The sequence below is a fragment of the Paeniglutamicibacter selenitireducens genome (assembly GCF_051550675.1).
Lineage (GTDB): Bacteria > Actinomycetota > Actinomycetes > Actinomycetales > Micrococcaceae > Paeniglutamicibacter.
Window position 1 is genome coordinate 162,619 of record NZ_JBPULF010000004.1, and the last position, 19,910, is coordinate 182,528.

Annotated in this window: 17 protein-coding genes and 1 riboswitch; of the genes, 7 read left to right on the forward strand and 10 right to left on the reverse strand. The window is 64.4% G+C overall.

Annotated elements, in window-relative coordinates; genetic code table 11:
• Window positions 1-7: 7 nt before the first annotated feature.
• The 4 genes from ACSYDW_RS09675 to glyA all read right to left on the reverse strand — a co-directional run bounded on the left by ACSYDW_RS09675 (window position 8) and on the right by glyA (window position 4,373).
• Window positions 8-727: a response regulator gene (locus ACSYDW_RS09675; protein WP_438338517.1), complete on the reverse strand. Its 720-nt coding sequence runs from the start codon at window positions 725-727 to the stop codon at window positions 8-10.
• A complete protein-coding gene (locus ACSYDW_RS09680) occupies window positions 724-1,878 on the reverse strand; it encodes a sensor histidine kinase (protein WP_438338518.1) in 1,155 nt (384 codons plus the stop codon). The genes ACSYDW_RS09675 and ACSYDW_RS09680 overlap by 4 nt, the downstream gene beginning before the upstream one ends.
• Before the next feature lie 186 nt (window positions 1,879-2,064).
• Window positions 2,065-2,946: a bifunctional methylenetetrahydrofolate dehydrogenase/methenyltetrahydrofolate cyclohydrolase gene (locus ACSYDW_RS09685; protein WP_438338519.1), complete on the reverse strand. Its 882-nt coding sequence runs from the start codon at window positions 2,944-2,946 to the stop codon at window positions 2,065-2,067.
• 134 nt (window positions 2,947-3,080) lie between these two features.
• Window positions 3,081-4,373 (reverse strand): serine hydroxymethyltransferase, encoded by a 1,293-nt coding sequence (gene glyA / locus ACSYDW_RS09690; RefSeq protein ID WP_438338520.1) that lies wholly within the window; start codon window positions 4,371-4,373, stop codon window positions 3,081-3,083.
• A gap of 60 nt (window positions 4,374-4,433) precedes the next feature.
• Window positions 4,434-4,521, reverse strand: a riboswitch (ZMP/ZTP riboswitch).
• Between the two features lie 42 nt (window positions 4,522-4,563).
• Here glyA and ACSYDW_RS09695 point away from each other — a divergent pair.
• From ACSYDW_RS09695 to ACSYDW_RS09710, 4 genes are all read left to right on the forward strand, one after another.
• Entirely contained in the window at window positions 4,564-5,718 is a 1,155-nt protein-coding gene (locus ACSYDW_RS09695; protein ID WP_438338521.1) for an NAD(P)-binding domain-containing protein, read from the forward strand.
• Window positions 5,719-5,799: 81 nt separating this feature from the next.
• A complete protein-coding gene (purU, locus tag ACSYDW_RS09700) occupies window positions 5,800-6,648 on the forward strand; it encodes a formyltetrahydrofolate deformylase (protein WP_438338522.1) in 849 nt (282 codons plus the stop codon).
• Between the two features lie 774 nt (window positions 6,649-7,422).
• Window positions 7,423-8,259, forward strand: coding sequence for a PhzF family phenazine biosynthesis protein (locus ACSYDW_RS09705; protein ID WP_438338523.1), 837 nt, complete (start codon window positions 7,423-7,425; stop codon window positions 8,257-8,259).
• 405 nt (window positions 8,260-8,664) lie between these two features.
• Window positions 8,665-9,147: a hypothetical protein gene (locus ACSYDW_RS09710; protein ID WP_438338524.1), complete on the forward strand. Its 483-nt coding sequence runs from the start codon at window positions 8,665-8,667 to the stop codon at window positions 9,145-9,147.
• A gap of 148 nt (window positions 9,148-9,295) precedes the next feature.
• Here the strand turns inward: ACSYDW_RS09710 and ACSYDW_RS09715 are convergent, their stop codons facing one another.
• Window positions 9,296-9,721 carry a GNAT family N-acetyltransferase gene (locus ACSYDW_RS09715; RefSeq protein ID WP_438338525.1) on the reverse strand — a complete coding sequence of 142 codons (426 nt, stop codon included), beginning with the start codon at window positions 9,719-9,721 and terminating at the stop codon, window positions 9,296-9,298.
• 245 nt (window positions 9,722-9,966) lie between these two features.
• On the opposite strand from ACSYDW_RS09715, the gene ACSYDW_RS09720 reads away from it, so the two are divergent.
• A complete protein-coding gene (locus ACSYDW_RS09720; RefSeq protein ID WP_438338526.1) occupies window positions 9,967-10,275 on the forward strand; it encodes a hypothetical protein in 309 nt (102 codons plus the stop codon).
• A gap of 1,819 nt (window positions 10,276-12,094) precedes the next feature.
• On the opposite strand, the gene ACSYDW_RS09725 is transcribed toward ACSYDW_RS09720, so the two are convergent.
• The 5 genes from ACSYDW_RS09725 to ACSYDW_RS09745 all read right to left on the reverse strand — a co-directional run bounded on the left by ACSYDW_RS09725 (window position 12,095) and on the right by ACSYDW_RS09745 (window position 17,210).
• Window positions 12,095-12,964 carry an AlbA family DNA-binding domain-containing protein gene (locus tag ACSYDW_RS09725; protein WP_438338527.1) on the reverse strand — a complete coding sequence of 290 codons (870 nt, stop codon included), beginning with the start codon at window positions 12,962-12,964 and terminating at the stop codon, window positions 12,095-12,097.
• Between the two features lie 718 nt (window positions 12,965-13,682).
• A complete protein-coding gene (locus tag ACSYDW_RS09730; protein ID WP_438338528.1) occupies window positions 13,683-14,597 on the reverse strand; it encodes a M20/M25/M40 family metallo-hydrolase in 915 nt (304 codons plus the stop codon).
• A gap of 677 nt (window positions 14,598-15,274) precedes the next feature.
• Entirely contained in the window at window positions 15,275-15,859 is a 585-nt protein-coding gene (locus ACSYDW_RS09735; protein ID WP_438338529.1) for a dihydrofolate reductase family protein, read from the reverse strand.
• 236 nt (window positions 15,860-16,095) lie between these two features.
• Window positions 16,096-16,572, reverse strand: coding sequence for a hypothetical protein (locus ACSYDW_RS09740; RefSeq protein ID WP_438338530.1), 477 nt, complete (start codon window positions 16,570-16,572; stop codon window positions 16,096-16,098).
• A gap of 212 nt (window positions 16,573-16,784) precedes the next feature.
• The gene (locus tag ACSYDW_RS09745; RefSeq protein ID WP_438338531.1) at window positions 16,785-17,210 is read right to left on the reverse strand and encodes an ASCH domain-containing protein; all 426 of its coding nucleotides are present in this window, start codon (window positions 17,208-17,210) and stop codon (window positions 16,785-16,787) included.
• A 665-nt stretch (window positions 17,211-17,875) separates the two neighbouring features.
• Between ACSYDW_RS09745 and ACSYDW_RS09750 the strand changes: the two genes are divergently transcribed.
• Window positions 17,876-18,559 carry a Chromate resistance protein ChrB gene (locus ACSYDW_RS09750; RefSeq protein WP_438338532.1) on the forward strand — a complete coding sequence of 228 codons (684 nt, stop codon included), beginning with the start codon at window positions 17,876-17,878 and terminating at the stop codon, window positions 18,557-18,559.
• Window positions 18,556-19,779: an MFS transporter gene (locus ACSYDW_RS09755; RefSeq protein ID WP_438338533.1), complete on the forward strand. Its 1,224-nt coding sequence runs from the start codon at window positions 18,556-18,558 to the stop codon at window positions 19,777-19,779. Before ACSYDW_RS09750 ends, ACSYDW_RS09755 begins: the two co-directional genes overlap by 4 nt.
• Window positions 19,780-19,910: the final 131 nt, after the last annotated feature.

The window sequence follows — 19,910 nt, forward strand, 5'->3', positions numbered from 1 at the left end:
CCGGGGACTACCCCAGCGTTCGGCGGGGCGCCTGCGCCGCCGCCCCGGAGCCCGACCCCGCCCCGGAGCCAGGGGTGATCAGCCCGCTTTCGTAGGCGATGACCACCAGCGCCGTCCTGTCGCGGACCCCCATCTTCCCGATGATGCGCGAGACATGGGTCTTGGCGGTCAGCGGGGTGATGAAAAGTTCCTCGGCGATCTCTGCGTTGCTCCGCCCGGAGCCGATGAGCAGCAGGACCTCTCGCTCGCGCTCGGTCAGCGTTTCCAGGGCCGCGGGTGCCCGGTGCTCCGGCGGCGGCTTGGTGGCGGCGACCTGTGCCAGCAGCTTGCGTGTCACCGAGGGCGAAAGCAGCGATTCCCCGGCCGCGACGATGCGCACCGCAGCGATGAGTTCTTCCGGCTCGGTGTCCTTGACCAGGAAGCCCGAGGCCCCGGCCCTGATGGAGGCGAGGATGTAGTCGTCAAGCTCGAAGGTCGTGAGCATCACGATGCGCGTGTGCTGCAGGTCCCGGTCGGCCTTGATCGCCTCGGCCGCCGTGATCCCGTCCCCTTGGGGCATGCGGATGTCCATGAGCACGATGTCGGGTTTCAGGGCCCGGGCTTGGGCCAGGGCCTGCACGCCGTTGGAGGCATGCCCAAGAACCCGCATGTCCTCCTCCGCGTCCAGCAGCGCCGAGAAGCCGGCCCTGATCAGCGACTGGTCGTCGACGATGAGTATGCCGATCATGGTTTTCCCCGTTCCGCGGGTTCTGTCCCCCGCTGCCGCGGCGCGGGAATCCACGCGCCGATTCGTGTTCCGGGACGATCCGGGCGCGCGAATCCGGGCGCCGCGGCGGTGAGCTCAAGGGTTCCGCCCCGGGAGGCAACGCGTTCGCGCATGCCGGAGAGCCCGTTGCCCTCGTCGCTGGCGCCCAGGCCGATCCCGTCGTCCTGGACCGTGACGCGCGCCCCGTCCTCGGCCAGCTCGATCCGCACCTCGATGCGACCGGCCCGGGCGTGGCGCACGGCGTTGGTCAGGGATTCCTGGACCACGCGGTAGACGGTGTTTTCGACGCGCTCGTCGACCCACGCCGGCGGCGGGAGCCGCGGCGGCCGGAAGTCGACCTCCAGGTGTGCGCCGCGCACGCGCTGCACCAGCTCGGCGAGCTGTTCGAGGCGCTGGCTGGGCACACGCGGGGCATCCTGCCGCAGCACCGCCAGCACGTCGCGCACCTCGTCAAGCGCCTCCTTGGAGCCCGCCTTGATGTTCTCCATGGCCTCGCGCAGGGCCCGGGCGTCACCGTCCTTCCGCGAGAGGTGCAGGGCCACCGACGCCTGGACGTTGATCATCGAGAGGGAATGGGCCACCACGTCGTGGATGTCGCGGGCCAGGACCAGCCGCTCCTCGTCCCGGCGGTGCCTGGCACGTTCCTCCGCGGCGCGCCGCAGGGCCGTGCGGCGCTCGGCGGCCATGCCCACCAGCTCGCCGACCAGCAACACGAGCGCCAGCCAGACGGCGACGAACCAGGCCCTGTCCGCCAGGCCGGCGCGGAGCGCGAGCACCAGGAACAGCACGCCGATCCCGACGCCGGTCCCCCACGCCCACCAACGCCGGCCCGCCGCGACGGCCAGCACCAGTCCAAGCGCCAAGGACAGCGGGAAGGGCCCCCACGGGAACCCGGCCAACACATAGAGCCCCGTGACTGCCCCGATGCCGGCCGCCATGGGACCGGGGGCCCTGCGACGCAGAAGCAACAGCGCGGGGCCCGCCAGCAGCAGGACGAGGGCCGGCGCACCCAGCGCGGCCCCGGTGCGGTGTGCGGCAAAGAACGTCCCGGTGACCTGAACCATCGCCACGAACACGGCCAGGACGGCAAGTGGCGGGCGGCGGCGGGTCATGCTTCGAGAATACGCCCGGGCGCCACGCACGGCATCGGGCGGCTGTCGTAGCCGCGGATACTCCACGGGGAGTATCCGCGTGGGCACCGGTTGCGGGCCCCGGAAACGCCAACGGGCGGCCACGCTCCGAAGCCACCTGCGGAGGTGGGTTCGAAGCGTGGCCGCCCGGGGCGTGCCGTGCAGGTGCTACAGGCCCGCGGCGCGTTCGGCCGACTCGACGACGTTGGCCAGCAGCATGGCGCGGGTCATCGGCCCGACGCCGCCCGGGTTCGGGGAGATCCACGAGGCAACCTCGGAGGCTGTCGGTTCCACGTCGCCTGTGACAACGGCCTTGCCGTTTTCGTCGTTGACGCGCGAGACGCCGACGTCGAGCACAATCGCACCGGGCTTGAGGTCCTTGGCCTTGATCATGTGCGCCGAGCCGGCGGCGGCGACGACCACGTCGGCCGCGGCAAGTTCCGCAGCCAGGTCCTTGGTGCCGGTGTGGGCCAGGACCACCGTGGCGTTGATGTCGCGGCGGGTCAGCAGCAGGCCGATCGGCCGTCCGATGGTCACGCCGCGGCCCACCACGAGCACGCGCTTGCCGTTGAGGTCGATGCCGTGGCGCTCCAGGAGCACCACGCAGCCCTTGGGGGTGCAGGGCAGCGGGGAGGTCATCGGGCGGTTCACGTTGGCCACCAGGCGGCCAAGGTTCATCGGGTGCAGGCCGTCGGCGTCCTTGGCCGGGTCCATGGCCTCGAGGATCACATCCTGGTCGATGTGCGCCGGAAGCGGCAGCTGGACGATGTAGCCGGTGCATTCCGGGTTCTCGTTCAGTTCGCGCACCTTGGCCAGCAGTTCGTCCTGAGTGGTTTCCTCCGGCAGGTCGACGCGGATCGACTTGATGCCGACCTCCGCGCAGTCCTTGTGCTTGCCGCCCACGTACCAGGTGGACCCGGGGTCCGATCCCACCAGGATGGTGCCCAGGCCCGGGGTGATGCCCTTGGCCTGCAGCGCCGCGACGCGTTCGGTGAGTTCGGCTTTGATGGCCGCGGCGGTGGCCTTGCCGTCGAGGATCTGTGCGGTCATAAGGGGGTGCTCCGTTTCAAGAAAATGTTGCGAGTGCCCCGGTCCCGGAGGTGCGGCCCGGATCGCGGGCCGCACCTCCGTGGCCGGTGCACGGTGGTGCTGTCAATGCCCCGTGGAGGGCATCGGTGCTGGGGTCAGGCGTTCCACTCTTCGAGGCCCGGGTACAGCGGGAAGGCCGCGGCCAGCGCGTCGACGCGTGCTGCAAGCGCGGCCTTGTCCGCGTTGTGGCCATCGCGCAGGGCGATGCCGATGATGTCGGCGACCTCGGTGAAGGCCGCGGCGTCGAAGCCGCGGGTGGCCAGCGCCGGGGTGCCGATGCGCAGGCCGGAGGTGGTCATCGGCGGGCGCGGGTCGAACGGCACCGAGTTGCGGTTCACCGTGATGCCGACTTCGTGCAGGAGGTCCTCGGCCTGCTGGCCGTCGAGCTCCGAGTTGCGCAGGTCCACGAGCACCAGGTGCACGTCGGTGCCGCCGGTCAGCACGGAGACGCCCGCGCCGGCAACATCCTGCGCGGTGAGGCGCTCGGCCAGCAGCTTGGCGCCCTCCAGGGTGCGTGCCTGGCGCTGGGCGAATTCCTCGCCGGCGGCGATCTTGAAGGCGACGGCCTTGCCGGCGATCGCGTGCATCAGCGGTCCGCCCTGGTGGCCCGGGAAGACGTTGGAGTTGATCTTCTTGGCCAGCTCGGCGTCGTTGGTCAGGATGAGGCCCGAGCGCGGGCCGGCCAGCGTCTTGTGGACGGTGGAGGTGACGACGTCTGCGTACGGAACCGGGTTCGGGTGCAGGCCCGCGGCCACGAGGCCCGCGAAGTGGGCCATGTCGACCCAGAGCTTGGCTCCCACCTCGTCGGCGATGGAGCGGAAGGCCGCGAAGTCCAGCTGGCGCGGGTAGGCGGACCAGCCGGCGATGATGACCTGCGGCTGTTCGGCGATGGCCTGGGCGCGCAGCTTGTCCATGTCCACGCGGAAGGTGTCCGGCTCCACCTCGTAGGCGGCGACCTTGTAGAGCTTGCCGGAGAAGTTCAGCTTCATGCCGTGGGTCAGGTGCCCGCCGTGGGCCAGCGAGAGGCCCAGGATCTTGTCTCCGGGCTGGATCAGCGCGGAGAGCGCCGCGGCGTTGGCCGAGGCGCCGGAGTGGGGCTGGACGTTGGCGAACTTGGAGCCGAAAAGCGACTTGACGCGCTCGATGGCCAGGTTCTCCGCCACATCGACGTGCTCGCAGCCGCCGTAGTAGCGGCGTCCCGGGTAGCCCTCGGCGTACTTGTTGGTCAGGACCGACCCCTGTGCCTCGAGCACGGCACGGGGCGCGAAGTTCTCGGAAGCGATCATTTCCAGGGTGTCGCGCTGTCGACCCAGCTCGAGCTTCAGGACCTCGGCGATTTCCGGGTCCAGCTCGGCCAGGGACTGGTTGGTCACGGTGTTGTTGCTCATGGTGAACTCCATCGGGTGAGGGTTGGTTTTCGGGCAGGCTTCTACTTGCGAATAATTCAACCCCCGGGCCCAGGCGCGCGGTCCGTGGTCAGCTCATGTGCCGCTCCCCGGTGGTTCCTCCCACCCAACGCCAGTTGCGACGCCTCCGATTCTAGTCGGAATAGCGCGGCGATGGAGACTGTTACACGTCATGACAGTTGAAACTTCAACAGACTTCGTCGGGAGCGCAGCAGACGTGGAGCAATCGAAAGCGGTGTTGGACACCATCGTCATCGGGGCCGGGCAAGCGGGCCTCTCGGCCGCATACCACCTGATCCGCAAGGGATTGCGGCCATTCGAGGACTTCGTGGTGCTCGATTCCAACGACGGCCCCGGTGGCGCCTGGCGCCACCGCTGGGACACCCTGACCTTCGACCGCGCCCACGGGCTTCACCCGCTGCCCGGCATGGCGTTGGACACACCCGACCCGAAGGAGCCCGCCTCCGCGGTCGTGGCCCGCTACTACGGCGCCTACGAGGAGCACTTCGCCATCCCCGTCATCCGCCCGTTCAAGACCGCCGGCGTCACCGGCTCGCTCGAGGACGGGTTCACCGTCATCTCCACCGACGGCAGAAACCTCACGGCCCGGACCCTCGTCAACGCGACAGGCACCTGGGACAAACCGCACTGGCCCACCTACCCGGGGCAGCGCGACTTCACCGGACGCCAGCTGCACACTCGGGACTTCGTTTCCCCCGACGAGTTTCGGGGCCGGCGCGTGCTGGTGGTCGGCGGCGGCACCAGCGCCGCCCAGTTCCTGCTGCAGCTCGCGGAGCAGGGCATCGACACGCTGTGGTCCACGCGCCGTGCACCGCAATGGCGGACCGCACCGAAGGACGCATCCTGGGGCATCGAGGTGGAGGCGGAGGTCAACGGGCGCACCCGTTCCGGCTTGCCGCCGCGCAGTGTGGTGTCCGTGACGGGCCTGCCGCTGACCGACTTCTACGCCTCGGGCATCGATTCCGGCGTGCTGGTCTCCCGCGGAGCCATCGCGGGGTTCGGCGAGCGCTCGGTGCGCTTTGCCGACGGCGGCGAGGAGCCGATCGACGTCGTCCTCTGGGCCACCGGGTTCCGGGCCTCGCTCGACCACCTGGCCCCGCTGGGGGTGCGCGAACCGGGCGGAGGCATCCTCATGGACGATGACTCCGTCTCGGTGGTGAAGGTGCCAGGCTTGTTCCTCGTCGGCTACGGGGCCTCCGCCTCGACCATCGGGGCAACACGGGCCGGACGGGCCGCCGCGGTGGGTGCCGCGCGCCTGCTGGCCGGAGCCGCGCCGGCCGTGCGGCAGCCGGCAACGGCCCGGTAGCACCCCTGCAACGTCGATGCCCTCGCAATACTGGCTTCACATGCTGCGTCGGGCCCGAGGCCGGAGGGTAACCTCTTCGGGGTGAGCACCAACGAATTCATTGTGTCCCTGTCCTGCCCCGACCGCCCGGGAATTGTCCATGCCGTGTCCGGCGCCCTGCTGCAGGCAGGTTGCAACATCACCGAGTCGCAGCAGTTCGAAAGCCCGGAGACACACAACTTCTTCATGCGCATCGCGGTGGCCACCGAGCAGCCCATCGCCGACCTGCGTGCGGCCCTGGAACCCATCGCCGCGGCGTTCTCCATGAACCTGGACATCGGCGCGGAGGGCGCGCCGCTGCGCACCCTGATCATGTGCTCCACCGAGGGCCATGCCCTGAACGACCTGCTCTTCGCCCAGCGCGCCGGAACGCTGCCGATCGAGGTGCCGGTGATCGTCTCCAACCACCTGGACCTCAAGCCCATGGCCGACTTCTACGGCATCGAGTTCGTGCACATCCCGGTCACCGCGGCCACCAAGGCCGAAGCCGAGGCACGACTTCTGGAACTGGTTGCCACCCACGATATCGAACTGGTGGTGCTGGCCCGCTACATGCAGATCCTCTCCGATGACCTCTGCCGCTCCCTGAACGGCAAGGCCATCAACATCCACCACTCGTTCCTGCCCTCCTTCAAGGGCGCCAAGCCCTACCACCAGGCCCATGCCCGCGGCGTGAAGCTCATCGGCGCCACCGCGCACTATGTGACGGCCGACCTGGACGAGGGTCCAATCATCGAACAGGAGGTCATCCGCGTGGACCACGCGCGTACCGCCAGCCAGTTCGTGGCCATGGGACGCAACGTCGAGGGCCGCACGCTCACCCGCGCCGTGGGCTGGCATGCCGAGCGCCGCGTGATGCTCGATGGCCACCGCACCGTGGTGTTCTCCTAGCGACGTCCGCGTACCTGCGGCTCATCTGCCGTAGCTGACACTCCCTCCCCTGGCGGTTTCACCTCATTCCGGGCTGCCCGCACAGAGGAAAGGCTTCCGGTTTCGGGGCCGAACGATGCTGCCTCCAATCAGTTGCCGCGTCGGCGGGCGGTTCGGCGATCCACCGACGTGAATCCGGCGGGTTTCGCCGGCGAATGAATTGCCGTCCACGGTGGATCCCACACTCGATTCCCGATGCCGCTGCTCCCGCAACCATGGCCCGGCAACACCTGCGGGTGTACTGCCGCATCGACCCGAGAGCCGGCGGTTGCACTCTCCAACATCACGCGGCTGCAGAGAGACTGGGTCAGGGCACTACGCGTGCAGGTACGGGGACGCATCTGGACCAGGTTTCCCCATGTCGCAGCCGGCGCTCGTTTCACCGGCTCTTTTGCGGGGGGGGGCTACCCGGGGCAGCCGGCAACCTGTGAATGCAAAGCGTTTGTCAGAGAATGGCTTGCCTGCCGGAGGACCGGATCGCGGGACGGCCCGTCCATGCCCAGGCATGACGCCGATGGCGGGACGAATCCGTGTTTTCGTAGGCAAGGGGTATGACAAGAACTGCGGTTTAGTCACGGTACCGGTCAGGCAGTTCGTGGAGACGAACCGCCTGTCATGGGACACTTCCGGAAATTGCGTACCGTACACAAACCGATGCAAACCCTGCGGCTGAACAACCTCCTGATTGGTCGGTGACCTGGGTGTGGGGTATTCGCCGGCTGCTAGGTTGGTGCTGTGACCATGCGCAAATACAGTGAAGTCGATGTCTTTTCCCCGACGCCCTACCTCGGCAACCCCTTGGCGGTCGTGCATGATGCGGATGGGTTGACGGTCGAAGAGATGCAACGCTTCGCAAAATGGACGAACCTGGCCGAGACGACGTTTCTTCTAAAGCCGACGAATCCCGCGGCCGACTACCGAGTCAGGATCTTCTCCACCACTCAGGAATTCCCTTTCGCCGGCCACCCGACCCTGGGATCGGCTTCAGCCTGGCTGGCTGCGGGAGGCTCCCCCAAGAATGGGGGCACCATCGTTCAGGAATGCGGCGCGGGGCTTGTGACGGTGCGCGTGGAGAACCAGCGGTATGCCTTCGCGGCTCCACCGCTGACCCGCTTTGGACCCATCGAAGAGTCGCTGGTCCACCAAATCGCGGCGGCCTTGGGCATACCCCGGGAGCGAATCGTCGATACCTCGTGGCTGGTCAACGGCCCCGAATGGATCGGCGTTCGACTGTCCAGTGCGCAAGAAGTGCTCGCACTGCGGCCCGATCCCATGGACCTGGGATCGCTCTGCATCGGCGTGGTCGGACCGCATGTGCCGGGGCATGAGGCCCAGTTCGAAGTGCGCGCCTTCGTGGGTGGGGATCCTGTGTGGGAAGACCCTGTCACCGGAAGCCTCAATGCAGGGTTGGCGCGGTGGATGACCGATGCCGGGGTGGCGGATCGGCACTACGTGGCCGCCCAAGGAACTGCCATCGGGTATCAAGGTCGAGTGCATGTCGCGGTCGCGAACGGCGAAATCTGGGTTGGCGGGGATGTCACGAGCTGCGTCCACGGCGAAGTCAACCTCTAGCAGCCAGACAGGTCCGTCCCTGAATGATGCCGGGGCTTTCATTCCCAACTACGTCCAACGGCAGCCTTGCAGCGGGCGGTTCCATTCAACTGCTCCGGCAGGCGTCAACGTGAATAAATACGCCCCAAATCAGCGGTCTCGACCACGGTGAACCAGCAACAAAAGCCACAAGCGATCGTTCCCCAGCCCTCCCGCAAGTTCTACGCGTGCACAGCGTTGATCCGCCTAATCGCCAGGATCGTTGCCTCCATGTAGCCATTCCCCGCAAGGACCGAACTGCCGATCACTGAGCATACCCCGCCGCATGGCGTCCACGCTTTAGCGCCTCCCCAACCGCAATGATAGGGCTTTGCCAGAAGTGCAGGCGGATTCCGAGTAAGCACGAACCCATCAGGAGAAAACTTCATGGCGCCCCAAACAGAGACCTCAGGCCTTCAATTCGTGGAACGCCCGCCCTGGTGGCTCCGTAATGGTGGGGCAGCGTTGCTCATGGTCATCGCCGTTGTCGTTGCCGTTGAGGCTGTCATCGAATCAATTTGGGGATTCCATGTAGTCGCGGCTGCACTCGTCGTAGCCGCCATATGGCTGTGGCGACTGGTCAAGATCTCGGTCAGCGTTGACGATCAAACCGTCACGCTCACTGGCCCGGCCTGGAAACGGATCGTGCAACGGCAAGACGTGCATGACGTCTCGGTAGAAGCGGATAACGGCATGAACCCGGGGATACTGAACTGGCCCGTAATCACTCACGAGCGTGGTTCGCTGACGCGACTTAACGTGGGCGGTTCAGCGGCCGTGACCTTCTCCGATTCCAGCGGGCACCGCTACCAGTTTGTATTTTCCAACCGCCAGGATGCCGACATGGCGGCAAGAACACTGACTGGCTAGTTCTCAGTTCACAACGGAACACAACACCAGGTACAGAAGCGTCGGTATTTGAGCCGGTCCGCCCCCAGGCCGATCCTCAATACGGGCCGACTGCGCACCATCGGCGCACCTCAGCCAGCAGAGGATTCAGCGATGGATCAACCTGACATTAGCGAAATTTGGCGAAGACGCGCACAGGACCAACGGGGAAGTCAGCTCCTTCAGTCAGCCCCATGGACTCGTAGAAGGCACGTTGCTGCGGCTCGTCGTCGGTGATGAGCACCGTCTGACGCACGTGGTGGTATCTCTCCAATACTTGCTCGACGAGAGATCGTCCTACGCCTGTTCTGTGAAAGTCCGGATGAACCAGAATGTCTTGGAGATAGCAGATTGTTGCATCATCTGAAATCGTCCGAGCGAGACCAACTAGCTTGCCATCCTCGCTCCAGGCAGAGACGACAAATGACGAACTTTTGATCGCTTGAAAGAGGACGTCCGGGCTGTTGGTGTAGGCCGACCAGCCAACCGAATTGTATAGCGAAAGGATCTCGGCATCGGAGATGGCTGAGGAAGTTGAGACTGCAATCGGTGCCATTGAGCCAGTGTTGCATAAGAAGGTGTCGCCAGCGTATTTGCGGCCGAGCGTTTGCCCAACCGGATGCAGTCCCAGCATAGGCTGGTTACGAAGATTCCCGACCCGCAGAGTGTTTCTATGTGGGAGAAAACAACATTGACTGATTGCGTCTGGGAATAACAGGTTCAACGTCCGGCCGCCGATCATGTAGCGGGACAGTTTGAGAATTCAGGCATGATTCACCGTGAACGGGATAGATTGTCACCATGAGTGTGGGAAGCATCAAGATGTCTCTCGTTGATCCGCGCTATGTCAGCGAAGAAGACCTCGTTCCTGTGTACCGCGTGGATTTCTGGAATGAGAACGGTGACAGCATCGAGCATCGGCTCGAAAATGCAGCAGGCGTGGACGACGTCCTGGCGTGGGCCGAAGCCAACAAGGACGGCCGCCAAGCCGTGCTCTGGGTTGAATACCGACATGAAGGCGGAACCGGAATGTGCAGGCTGCGGGGGCAGGAGCCGATCAGTGAGGAATTGCCGTTGCCGCCAGGTTCTCCTCTCGCCCCACGACCATGAAGACCGGTGCGACGAATGCACTCGCCACGGAACGGTCGCGAGATTCCCGCATACGGTTGGGCACTTGGGCTCACCTGGTTGCTGCTCGGTAGAGGACATGGCGTACCGGGCTTGTCAGAGCATTTCTATCCGACAAGCTAAGTAACGGCCATCAGGAACGCATCCCGGCGAGCACTTCGGAATCGCCGGGAGGTCTTGCGCTCCTGGTGGCGATTGCGGCAGTGGTGGGTCCCCCCGACGATGAGGACTCCCAGTATTTTCATCGGGGTGGTGCTTTCCCCTGCGCCCCCAATCAGTATCGCCACGACGGGACTGAGTAGTCCAAGGAAGGCCGTGGTGCCCGCGGCGACGCCGCAAGCACCACATGACGTATGCAAACGCGGCGCCGAGGAGGGAAAGGTAATCTTAGCCGCCAAGGTTCGAGCGCGTCGGTGCAGCCGGAGGGACTCCCTCGCACGCGAGCATAACCGTCATGAGGGTGAAACCGCCGGTGATGAGCTGCCCGGCGGCCGTTGTCAGCGGCGGCGCGAGATGGCCCTATTTCTTGGAAAGCACGATCTTTGTGGCCGTGGAGAGGGTTGCGCAAACTTCCGCCGGGAGCTCGACGAGGGCCAACCCCGAACACACCGGCAAGGCCGGTCGCCACGTCGACTCCTGCGTCAGTCGCGGTGCACACCGCGCGACGTACGCACCGGGAAGTCTCGCCAAACATGACGATCCGTGCTGTGCTAGTGACAGGCAATGGACCAAATTACGGACGGCGGAGCTAGCGTGGCAAACCAAGCAGATCATGCGCCGGCGATTGGACGCAGCGAATTCAGTGGTTCCCTTGCCCTGCTCGGTGGCTTCCTTGCTCTTCAGCTGTGGTGGGTCGGGATATTCGCCTACATAAATGTTGGGGGACCCGGTAGCGGCGGAGGCGCGCTCCTTACCTTTCTGAGCCTTCCGGCCCTTGCCACGGCAGGCACCTACCTGGCGGCCAAGCACCAAAGGCGGCCCGCCCACCGTGCCGGCCTCGGTCGCCACCGTCCCCGCTGAGACACCTCATGGGCAATAAGCAAGATCAAAGGACCTAATGGGTCCTAGGATTTTCCCGTTGACCGGTCCGCTTCCGGACACGTCAAGCGCGCCAAGAACGATGGCTTCACTCAACCCGCACCGTTTATTGCCAATTTCGATTTGGACGCAGATGGATATCCAAGCGACTTCGAGAACACCACATAGGCGTGCTGCTACCGTAAAGAACCTTGGAAAGAATCTGAACCACCGATCAGCGGAGACAATGTGACCACACGTATTGGCCGAAATCAGGCTACTTGGATCTTGCTCGCCATTGCCATTGTCGGATTCGCTGTAGCCATTGCCAGCTACGTATACCTAATTGCCAGCAGCTGCGGGTCATCCGGGGCTGCGGAGTTCTTCTCCGCATTCCGCTCCTTCCACACCCAGGCAGGGTGTTAAGACCGGTAATTCTGGCTTAGCTATCAACAACGGGATGCATCGGACAGCTTCCCCATGGCCTGCGAAGATGAGCGAGCATGGGCAACTTCCCAACACGACGTTGTCCCGCGGAGGGTTGCCAGGTGAAACGCCACGAGACAATAGCTCGACTGCACCATTTGGGCTGCTATCGCGGGATCCTCTTTGTCGCGGGTGCTGTCGTACTGCGTGGCGAACGCATCCTGCATGAGGGAACCGAACATTTCGGTTATGTAGACGGCGACGCTTGCATGGTGGTCGATCTGGCCAATGCTCACCGCCAGGGCCCCCGATCACGGACATCGCACCAACGCCTGTGCCGATGGTCCGCGCTGCCGGATCACCCCGCGCGAGATCCCCGGAAGGACGAGCGTAGTTGCGCCGCCATCGTTTGGCCAACGCCAAGTGGCCATTGGACCATGATGTAGTCCGTGGCGTTTTCGAGCGTCAGTTGGCGTGTGGAGTTGCCGCTGCGCACCCAGAACTCGGAGCGCTCGTTCCTCCCCGGGTCAAGGAAGACCGGGCGGGGAGAGTTTGGGCATGAGATCCTGCAGATGAATGTTGGGGTGCCGTCAACCTCGACCGGGGCAAAGTCAATCATCGGCAAGGCTGCCGCGTTCTGCCCAAGCGTGGAAGATAGTAGGTCGCGCAGCCACAGCTCGTAGCGATCGGTGTCGGGTCGTTTGACGAGGCTGAAGTCCGGTTCCAAACCAAGGATCCGCCCGTCGTCCGCGACGCCTATGAGGAGCGTCCCGCCGTCGGCATTGAGAAAGGCGGCGACCGATTTGGCTATGACGAGTTCCATTCGCTCGTCACGTTGCTGGGTGTGCATGTTCCACCGGGCCGATGACTTGAACTCGACGAGTTGCGACTCGCCGCGGCGCGCGACTTCCAGAATCGAAATTCGCGGCTGGGGTGGCTGGAAGCGCCGTGCCACGAGGGCAAAGAGCGTCAGAAGCACTGCAGTGCAACCGATTGAGAGCAACAAGACCTCAAGGCTCCAGGGTTCGGAATTGCGGAAGATCAGGCTGCTGAGCACGAACCCCAAGGACAAGCCAATGACGGCAAGGACGAGAGTGGTTGAGGTGCTCACCGACACGCGGCGACGAACCAGCCAGCGGGTGATTTGTCCGATGAGGTAGGCGAAAAGTAGTGCAATCGGAAGCCCAATACCGAGCAGGATCATGGACTCTGGACCGGATTTAAGCATGAGTCCTATACTACGTGGCCGCCAAGTTGATCGCTGACGGAGGGCCCGGCCCACGGCGATACGCCAGCCAACGGAAGACGGCATTCTTTGGTCCAACCATGCGAACGGGAACCGCCGCACAACTGCGTCGTGGATGGAACGCTGCAGTGGGACCATCCCGGTCAGTCGGTTCCGCGACCCGATGGGCAGTTGCGGCGCACAACAGCTGGCCGCGTTTCACTCGGGACCAACAACCTGGCTTTGGCAGGCCCGCCAAGGCTCTCCCCTGCGGAACAATGCGAACCGAGGGCCTTTCGGTTTGGCGTTGGGTAATCTGACGTTGACAAACAAACACGCAAATTCCTGGCAATTTCGGAAAGCGACTGCACGAAATGTCAGAGGTCTGCTGCACAATCTCGCTGCATGCCCTGGTCGAAAAGCCCCGCCCCGGATGGTGGTCCGCTGGTTGCGAATCGCGACGGCGAGTGTTGCCGGCGCGAATTTCGCGCACTGGAACCGGTGTCCGCAGTCTGGCACCCGTCGATACAGCACCCTGCGGTTCGGGCATTCCGATCCCCAAGGTACTTCCGGGTCAGCACTGCATGGAACGATTTTCTGGGCTTCATGTCCGCGGCGTCGTATGAACGAGCCGAAGCACGACAAGCAGCCAGCGGCACCGCCCGGGTGCTTCCGCCCGCAGTAAGCCAGTGGCCCTCGTGAAGGCCCGAGTTCCTGCGTCTCAGCCAGCGCCCTTCTCCGCTGCCGCGCCCTCGGCCATCCCGCCCTCGATGCTGCCGAGTGAAACCGTCGCGCTCATGAGCGCTTCGGTCATCCGCTCCAGCATGGCCATGTCGACGTTTTGGATGGTATCGCAGGCCTGGTGGTAGCACTCGTCGTACTGCTCCCCGGCCTGCCCGCCGAACATGCGCGCCTCGGCCTTGCTCTTGGTCCCCCCGTCGCCGGTGAACAGGCCACCAGTCGGGATGCCGGCCTTCACAAACGCATCGTAGTCCGAGTCCTCGATGAACCCGAACGGCAGAGACTGGAGCCCCCCGGCCTGCAAGATGTCCTGGAGAACCCGTTCGATGGTGCCAGACCCCTCGGGCCCGGCATCCCCCCTGCTGTCCGAGCCGTCGCCGTCGTACACGAAGACCACTGCGTTCGGCGAGCCCACGACGTCGACATTCAGGTACGCGACGTGCGCGGCGGCTTCATTGCGGGAGAGTTGCTCGACGTAGTGTTCCGAACCATGCATACCGTCCTCCTCTCCGCCCCAGAAGGCGAACCGGATCCGCTCCCGCGACACGGCGCCCTTCTCCGCGAGCCGCAGTGCGACCTCGAGCACCGCTGCGACTCCGCTGCCGTTGTCGTTGAGCCCGGGTCCATCCTCGACCGAGTCCAGGTGGGCACCGAGTACCAGCAGGCCGCCGGAACTGCTGCCGGTGTCAGCCAGGATGTTGAACGTTTCCACAGGGTTGCGCCGGCCGTAGCTGAACTCCTGGCGCCGCGGCTCGTACCCCGCCGCGCGCAGCTGCTCCTCGACGTATGCCGCGGACGCCTCGTAGCCCGCTGTGGCATCGGCCCGGTTTCCACCGGTGGTGTCCGCCGCATTCTGGAGAGCCTCCAGGTGCCGGGTCAGTGAACTGGGATCCACCACTTCCTGAACGAAGGAAAGGTCCGGCGGTGCATCCACCCGCACAGGCGGCCGTGGCGCGCCCGAACACGCGGCAAGACCGCCAGCCATCACCGCACACAGCGCAACGGACCACAGTCGGGTGGGATGATGTGGATTGATGTGGAAACACTTCGGAACTGAAGCTGCACGTCGCATGTGATCTCTCCCAAGTCCGCGTCTTCGACGCCCTTGGGCACAGTCTAGGGCGGGATGGATGGCCGCCTACATAGCGCCCGCCTGTGCCTTTGCTGTGAGGGGCTATCCGGAGGCTGGACCTTGGCCGGTTGTTCCAGCGGCGACGATTGCTGCCGTGAAACCAGACGCAGATCACTGCGACCAGTTCGGCCTTCAACCCGAATCCGCGCCCGCTGGCTCTTGGGTCATGGGTGCCGGCGGAATCTTGGGGATTCTTAGGTTTGGTCCACCACGATGCCCCTGTTCCCATCCCGGGTGGATGAAAGTTCCGCGGCCGCGGACGGTCTTGCTTTTGGCATGGGGATCAAGAGGTATTCGGGCGTCAGCCTCTAAATGGCGACGGACGTCGCCGTCTCGGGATTCCGGCATCTTCGATGACGTGATCTCAAATGGTCGTCACCGGTGCTGTCGGGGAACCTGTCTGGTTCGGTTTGGCCCAGGGTCTCCATGCGGCAGGAACCTCAGGGCAACCCCGGTCGGTCTGCCACTCGTATGGGCCGGAAGCGCAGTGCGACCACCCCCGACCGGAAGCCACGGCGATCCACGAGCTCAAGACGAATTCGCTCGCGCAAACCGTGGAGCAACGAAGGCCCATGCCCCGCAATGACAGGCTGGACAAGGAACACGTATTCGTCGATCAGACCCAGGTCGGCCAACGCCAGCGGGAGCGTCACCCCGCCCACGAAGAGCCCCTTACCCGGTACCTGCTTCAGCCGCTCCACCGCCTGCCCCAGCTCGCCCTTCAGCAACTCGGCGTTCCAATCGACATCGCCCAGCGTGCTCGACACGACGTACTTCTTCGCATGGTCGATGGCCTCAGCGAACGGGATCTCCCACGTATCCATCCAATCCGGCCAGGTACCGGTGGCAGGTTTCCGCCATGCCGACTCCATCATTTCGTAGGTCGTACGACCGAATAACAGTGCATCCGCCCGTGCCATCTCGGCGGTCCAGTAGGCCATCGATTCCTCGTCCGGGGGAAGGCCCGCCTCGTGATGGCAGCAACCATCGAGTGTGACGTTGATGGAATATCGAAGTGGTCTCACCCCGTCGCCTTCCCTCGATGCGCGCGGCGCGCCTCATCGGACCGATACCGGGCCATGAACGGAGCTGTTCCCCAGCAACGTCCGATCCCACCTCATTATCGCCACCGTGGTCCGCGCTGCAAAGGGTGGGTTCCGGCATGATCGGGCCTAATGGTCGACACAGGCTCCCAAGACCGTCCCGTTCTCGCCACGGGCAAGCCGCATAGAGGTCCGTTTTCGGCAGCCGACGACACGTCCTAGCCACCCTGAATTAGCTCGACAACTTTCGCGGTGCCTTCGTCCGACGGCAATTCGATCTGTACACGCCCGTTGTCCACTGCTTCCATGACCGTGACGACAGCTTGGATTTCCCCACCGACCTTGATGACCAGTCGTGCAGAGTTCCCGGCTCGGGCGGCGTTCTCCGTCAGCTTCTGGAGGACAGTTGCCCCATCTTTGGTGAAGGTGACGTCTACAGTATTCGGTCCGTGGTCTTCGTCGACAGTGGCGTCCTCAACTGCAGCTCGTTCGAAGGCAAGGGGGAGCACAACATGCTCACCCTGGACAGCAACGCACGCCGGGTCGTTCCCCTCGGTGCACGACTCGGCTACCGCCAGCTCGATGGCGCCCCCGGCAGCCGAAGTCGTCGCGTCGGCGCCGGTATCGGCTGAACACGCACTGAACGTCAGCATTGTGAGCACGACCAACCCGATCATGCGGGTTCGAGCAGTCATATCCGTTGTTCCTCCGACCATGCCATTGGAAGCTGGTACAGCGTCCTCACCCCAACCTAGGAGAAATTGTGGGCATACTCCAGTATCTAGTGGTCAATATCAGTTTTATCGCCGCCGCAAGGACTCCGTGATCATCCAGCGACGGGCTCCTCGAGCCGACACGGTTCAGACGCCATTTGGCTTGGCGCGGTCGCAGTGGAGTGAAATGCCGGTTAGGCCAGTCGCGCAGCGACCTTGAACCGCTGGAGAACCAGCACCGTATCGTCACCAACGGAGAAATGCGGGTCGTTCATGGCCTCGCGCATCTCCATCGAATTCCAGAACTCCTCGTGGCCGGCCCGCCACTGGGCGACCGTAGTGAATCCCTCACCCTCATCGAGGGCATGCTGCAAATCCACGTCGGCCAGACGGACCTGGCGTACTTCCGTTATCTCAATGACGGCCACTGGATTCCCGGCGGAGTCGATGACCACTTCCTGTAAGCCAGCCACGGGCAGAACTTCCTGCTCAATCTCGTATTCAATGAGCGTGGCAGTCGTTGAGGTCTTGGAGCCATCCAGAACGGCGGCCACCAGCCGATCCCGGAGCGGGCCGGGGAATGCGAACTCACAAACCGGCAGGGCACTGTAGTTGGTCATCGTGACAGCGTATCTCCATATGAAGGCCCAGTTGGTGCCCCGGCGCCTACTTCAGGGAACAGTTGTCCGGCGGGTTGTTCATCCACCCTGCATGGCCCCGGTGCTTGGGAGAAGTGGGTCCGGTGCCACCTGCCGACACATCACTGCAACGCAACCGCCAATGGAGTCAGGCCCTGCGATGTTCGCCACCAATGCTCCGCCGGTCAGCTTCTTTCCCCAAGACGACAATCGGAATTTCAAGCAGCAGTCGGCATTGGAGGACAGGTCCACGGGTCTCCGGTTTTCACGATCCTCACGGTCCTTGTGGGAAACTTCCATATCGTGTTTCCCGTCGTCGGCAACCGCCACGGCCCGGGTAGGTTTCGCATTGCCTCGGTAGTGCTCAGCGTGGACCCCATACGATCGCCTCTATGCTGACAGAATTTCCGTTGGTGTCACCCTGCTGATTGCGCTCTCAACGATGAGGCCGTCTCCCCCGAGCCTTCCGAAATCCCACGACCCACATGCGTGTGCCGAAACCCGAATGCATCCAGGTCACGGGCACCGCGTGAATATCGCCAGGCCACACCGGCTCCCTTCATCCTTGGTTCCCTCTTCGAGCCAGATCCCTGCATTTGCAAGGTGTCTCGTTCTTGGTTCCACACCGCTCTACGCTGGAAGCAACCATGGGGAAGGCGGCAAGAACCTCGAAAGCCGACACCACGATATGCACATCTTTTCATGTAACGATTGTTACTATCAGTGGTGTGACAAGAGATATTGAATGGATCATCGTTCTCCCACAAGTCCCGTCAGAGCCTTCCCGCCACAGGGTCGCCGTGTGGCGCCAGCTGCGCAAAGCCGGGGCGGTCGCGGTGTCCTCCGGCGCATGGGCCGTACCGGCGGGACCGGTGTTCCAAGCCGACCTGGAAAGGGCCCGGGAACTGTGCCACAACGGCGGCGGCACCTTGGCCATCATTGATGCGTCCCCCCGTGACAAGGAATCCACCTCTCTCATCCGGGATGCCTACGAAGCAGTGCGCCTCGATGAGTGGGCCGAATTCATCGCCGACTGCGGCAAGTTCGAAGCGGAAATCGCCAAGGAAGTCCGGAAACAGAAATTCACTTTCGCGGAGCTCGAGGAAGAGGAACAAAGCCTCGAACGACTTCGTCGCTGGTACCGGGACCTGAAGAAACGTGACGTTCTGGAGCTGGCGGAAGCGGAAACCGCAAACCAACGGTTGCGCACCTGTACTGCCCTCCTGGATGAATACGCGGAACAGGTCTACCAGCGAGCCCACGGCGCTCCTCTGCACGAAGCATCCGATCGATCCCGAGAACTCGGGCAAGCCGAGGCAACGGCCCAATGAGGCGAGCCGATGATTCCCCCAGTTCCGGAAAGCTCGCCGTTCCGGCCCCGTCCGACGGGCCTTCGGGCTGGGCACTGGCCCCTCTGTATGCTGCGGGTTTCACCACGGCGTTCGGGGCCCACAGCATCGCAGCCGGCCTGGGCGCAGAGAGCGGCGGAATCGGCATCGGTCTGCTCACCTTCGGCATTCTTCTGGCCCTCTACGACGTCTCCGAGGTCATCCTCAAACCGATCTTCGGGTCCCTCAGCGACAGGATCGGGGCCAAGCCGGTCATCGTGGCCGGCTTGGCTGCTTTCACCCTGGCTTCCCTGGTCGGCACACTGGGCACCACCCCGCTCATCCTGGGGATCGCTCGGCTGGGTCAAGGCGCGGCCGCCTCCGCATTCTCCCCCGCGTCCTCGGCTGCCGTGGCCCGACTCGCGGGACCGGCCGTCGGAAGCTACTTCGGAAAATACGGATCCTGGAAGGGTATGGGCTATGTCTTGGGGCCGCTGCTCGGAGCAGTCCTGATCTGGTTCGGAGGCTTCCCAGCAGTGTTCATGGCCATGGCCGTTGTATCGGCAGCGGCCGCGATCTGGATCTGGATCGCAATGCCCAATCTCCCTGTGTTAGCGCGACCCCGCTACACGATCGCGGATCTGCTCCGCCAAAGCACCGAACGATCATTCCTCGTCCCCACGATGGCCCTTGCGGCTGCCACTGCGGCACTCGGGTCCGCAGTGGGATTCCTGCCTATGCTTGGCACGGAACTGCAATTGTCTGTGGGGGCCAGTATGGCTCTGGTGGCAATCCTGGCCCTGGCGTCTTCCCTCACGCAGCCCGTCGTCGGCCGGTTGCGGGACCACGGCAGGATCTCGTCCCGCTCCGGCATGGGCTGGGGACTGGCACTTGTCGCAGTGGGCATCGGCGCCCTCGCCGTGGTTCCGACACCGCTCACGCTATACGCAGCGGCGCTCGTGATCGGCTGCGGCATCGGGTTGACCACGCCCCTTGGCTTTGCCCACCTCGCCGCTACGACGCCACCGGAGCGAATCGGCCGCACCATGGGGTCCGCGGAGCTTGGCCGGGAGGCTGGAGACGCGGGCGGACCGCTCATTGTCGGCGCGGTCGCCACGGCCGCGAGCCTTGCCGCAGGGTTGGGGACCCTTGCCCTGATCATCGCCGCTATGGCAGTGGTTTGCACGACCTTCCTGCGCCGGGGTGGCCGGCCTCGAAGTTGAGCATGCGCCTCAGGGTGCGGCAGGAAGAAACGCCTCGAAGGGGCCCTGGCCGAAGCATTTCAGGACGATGTTCGGTCCATAGGCAGCGCCCAATGGTCGGGCCTGCCCCATGCTGGCTGTGCCATACTGAC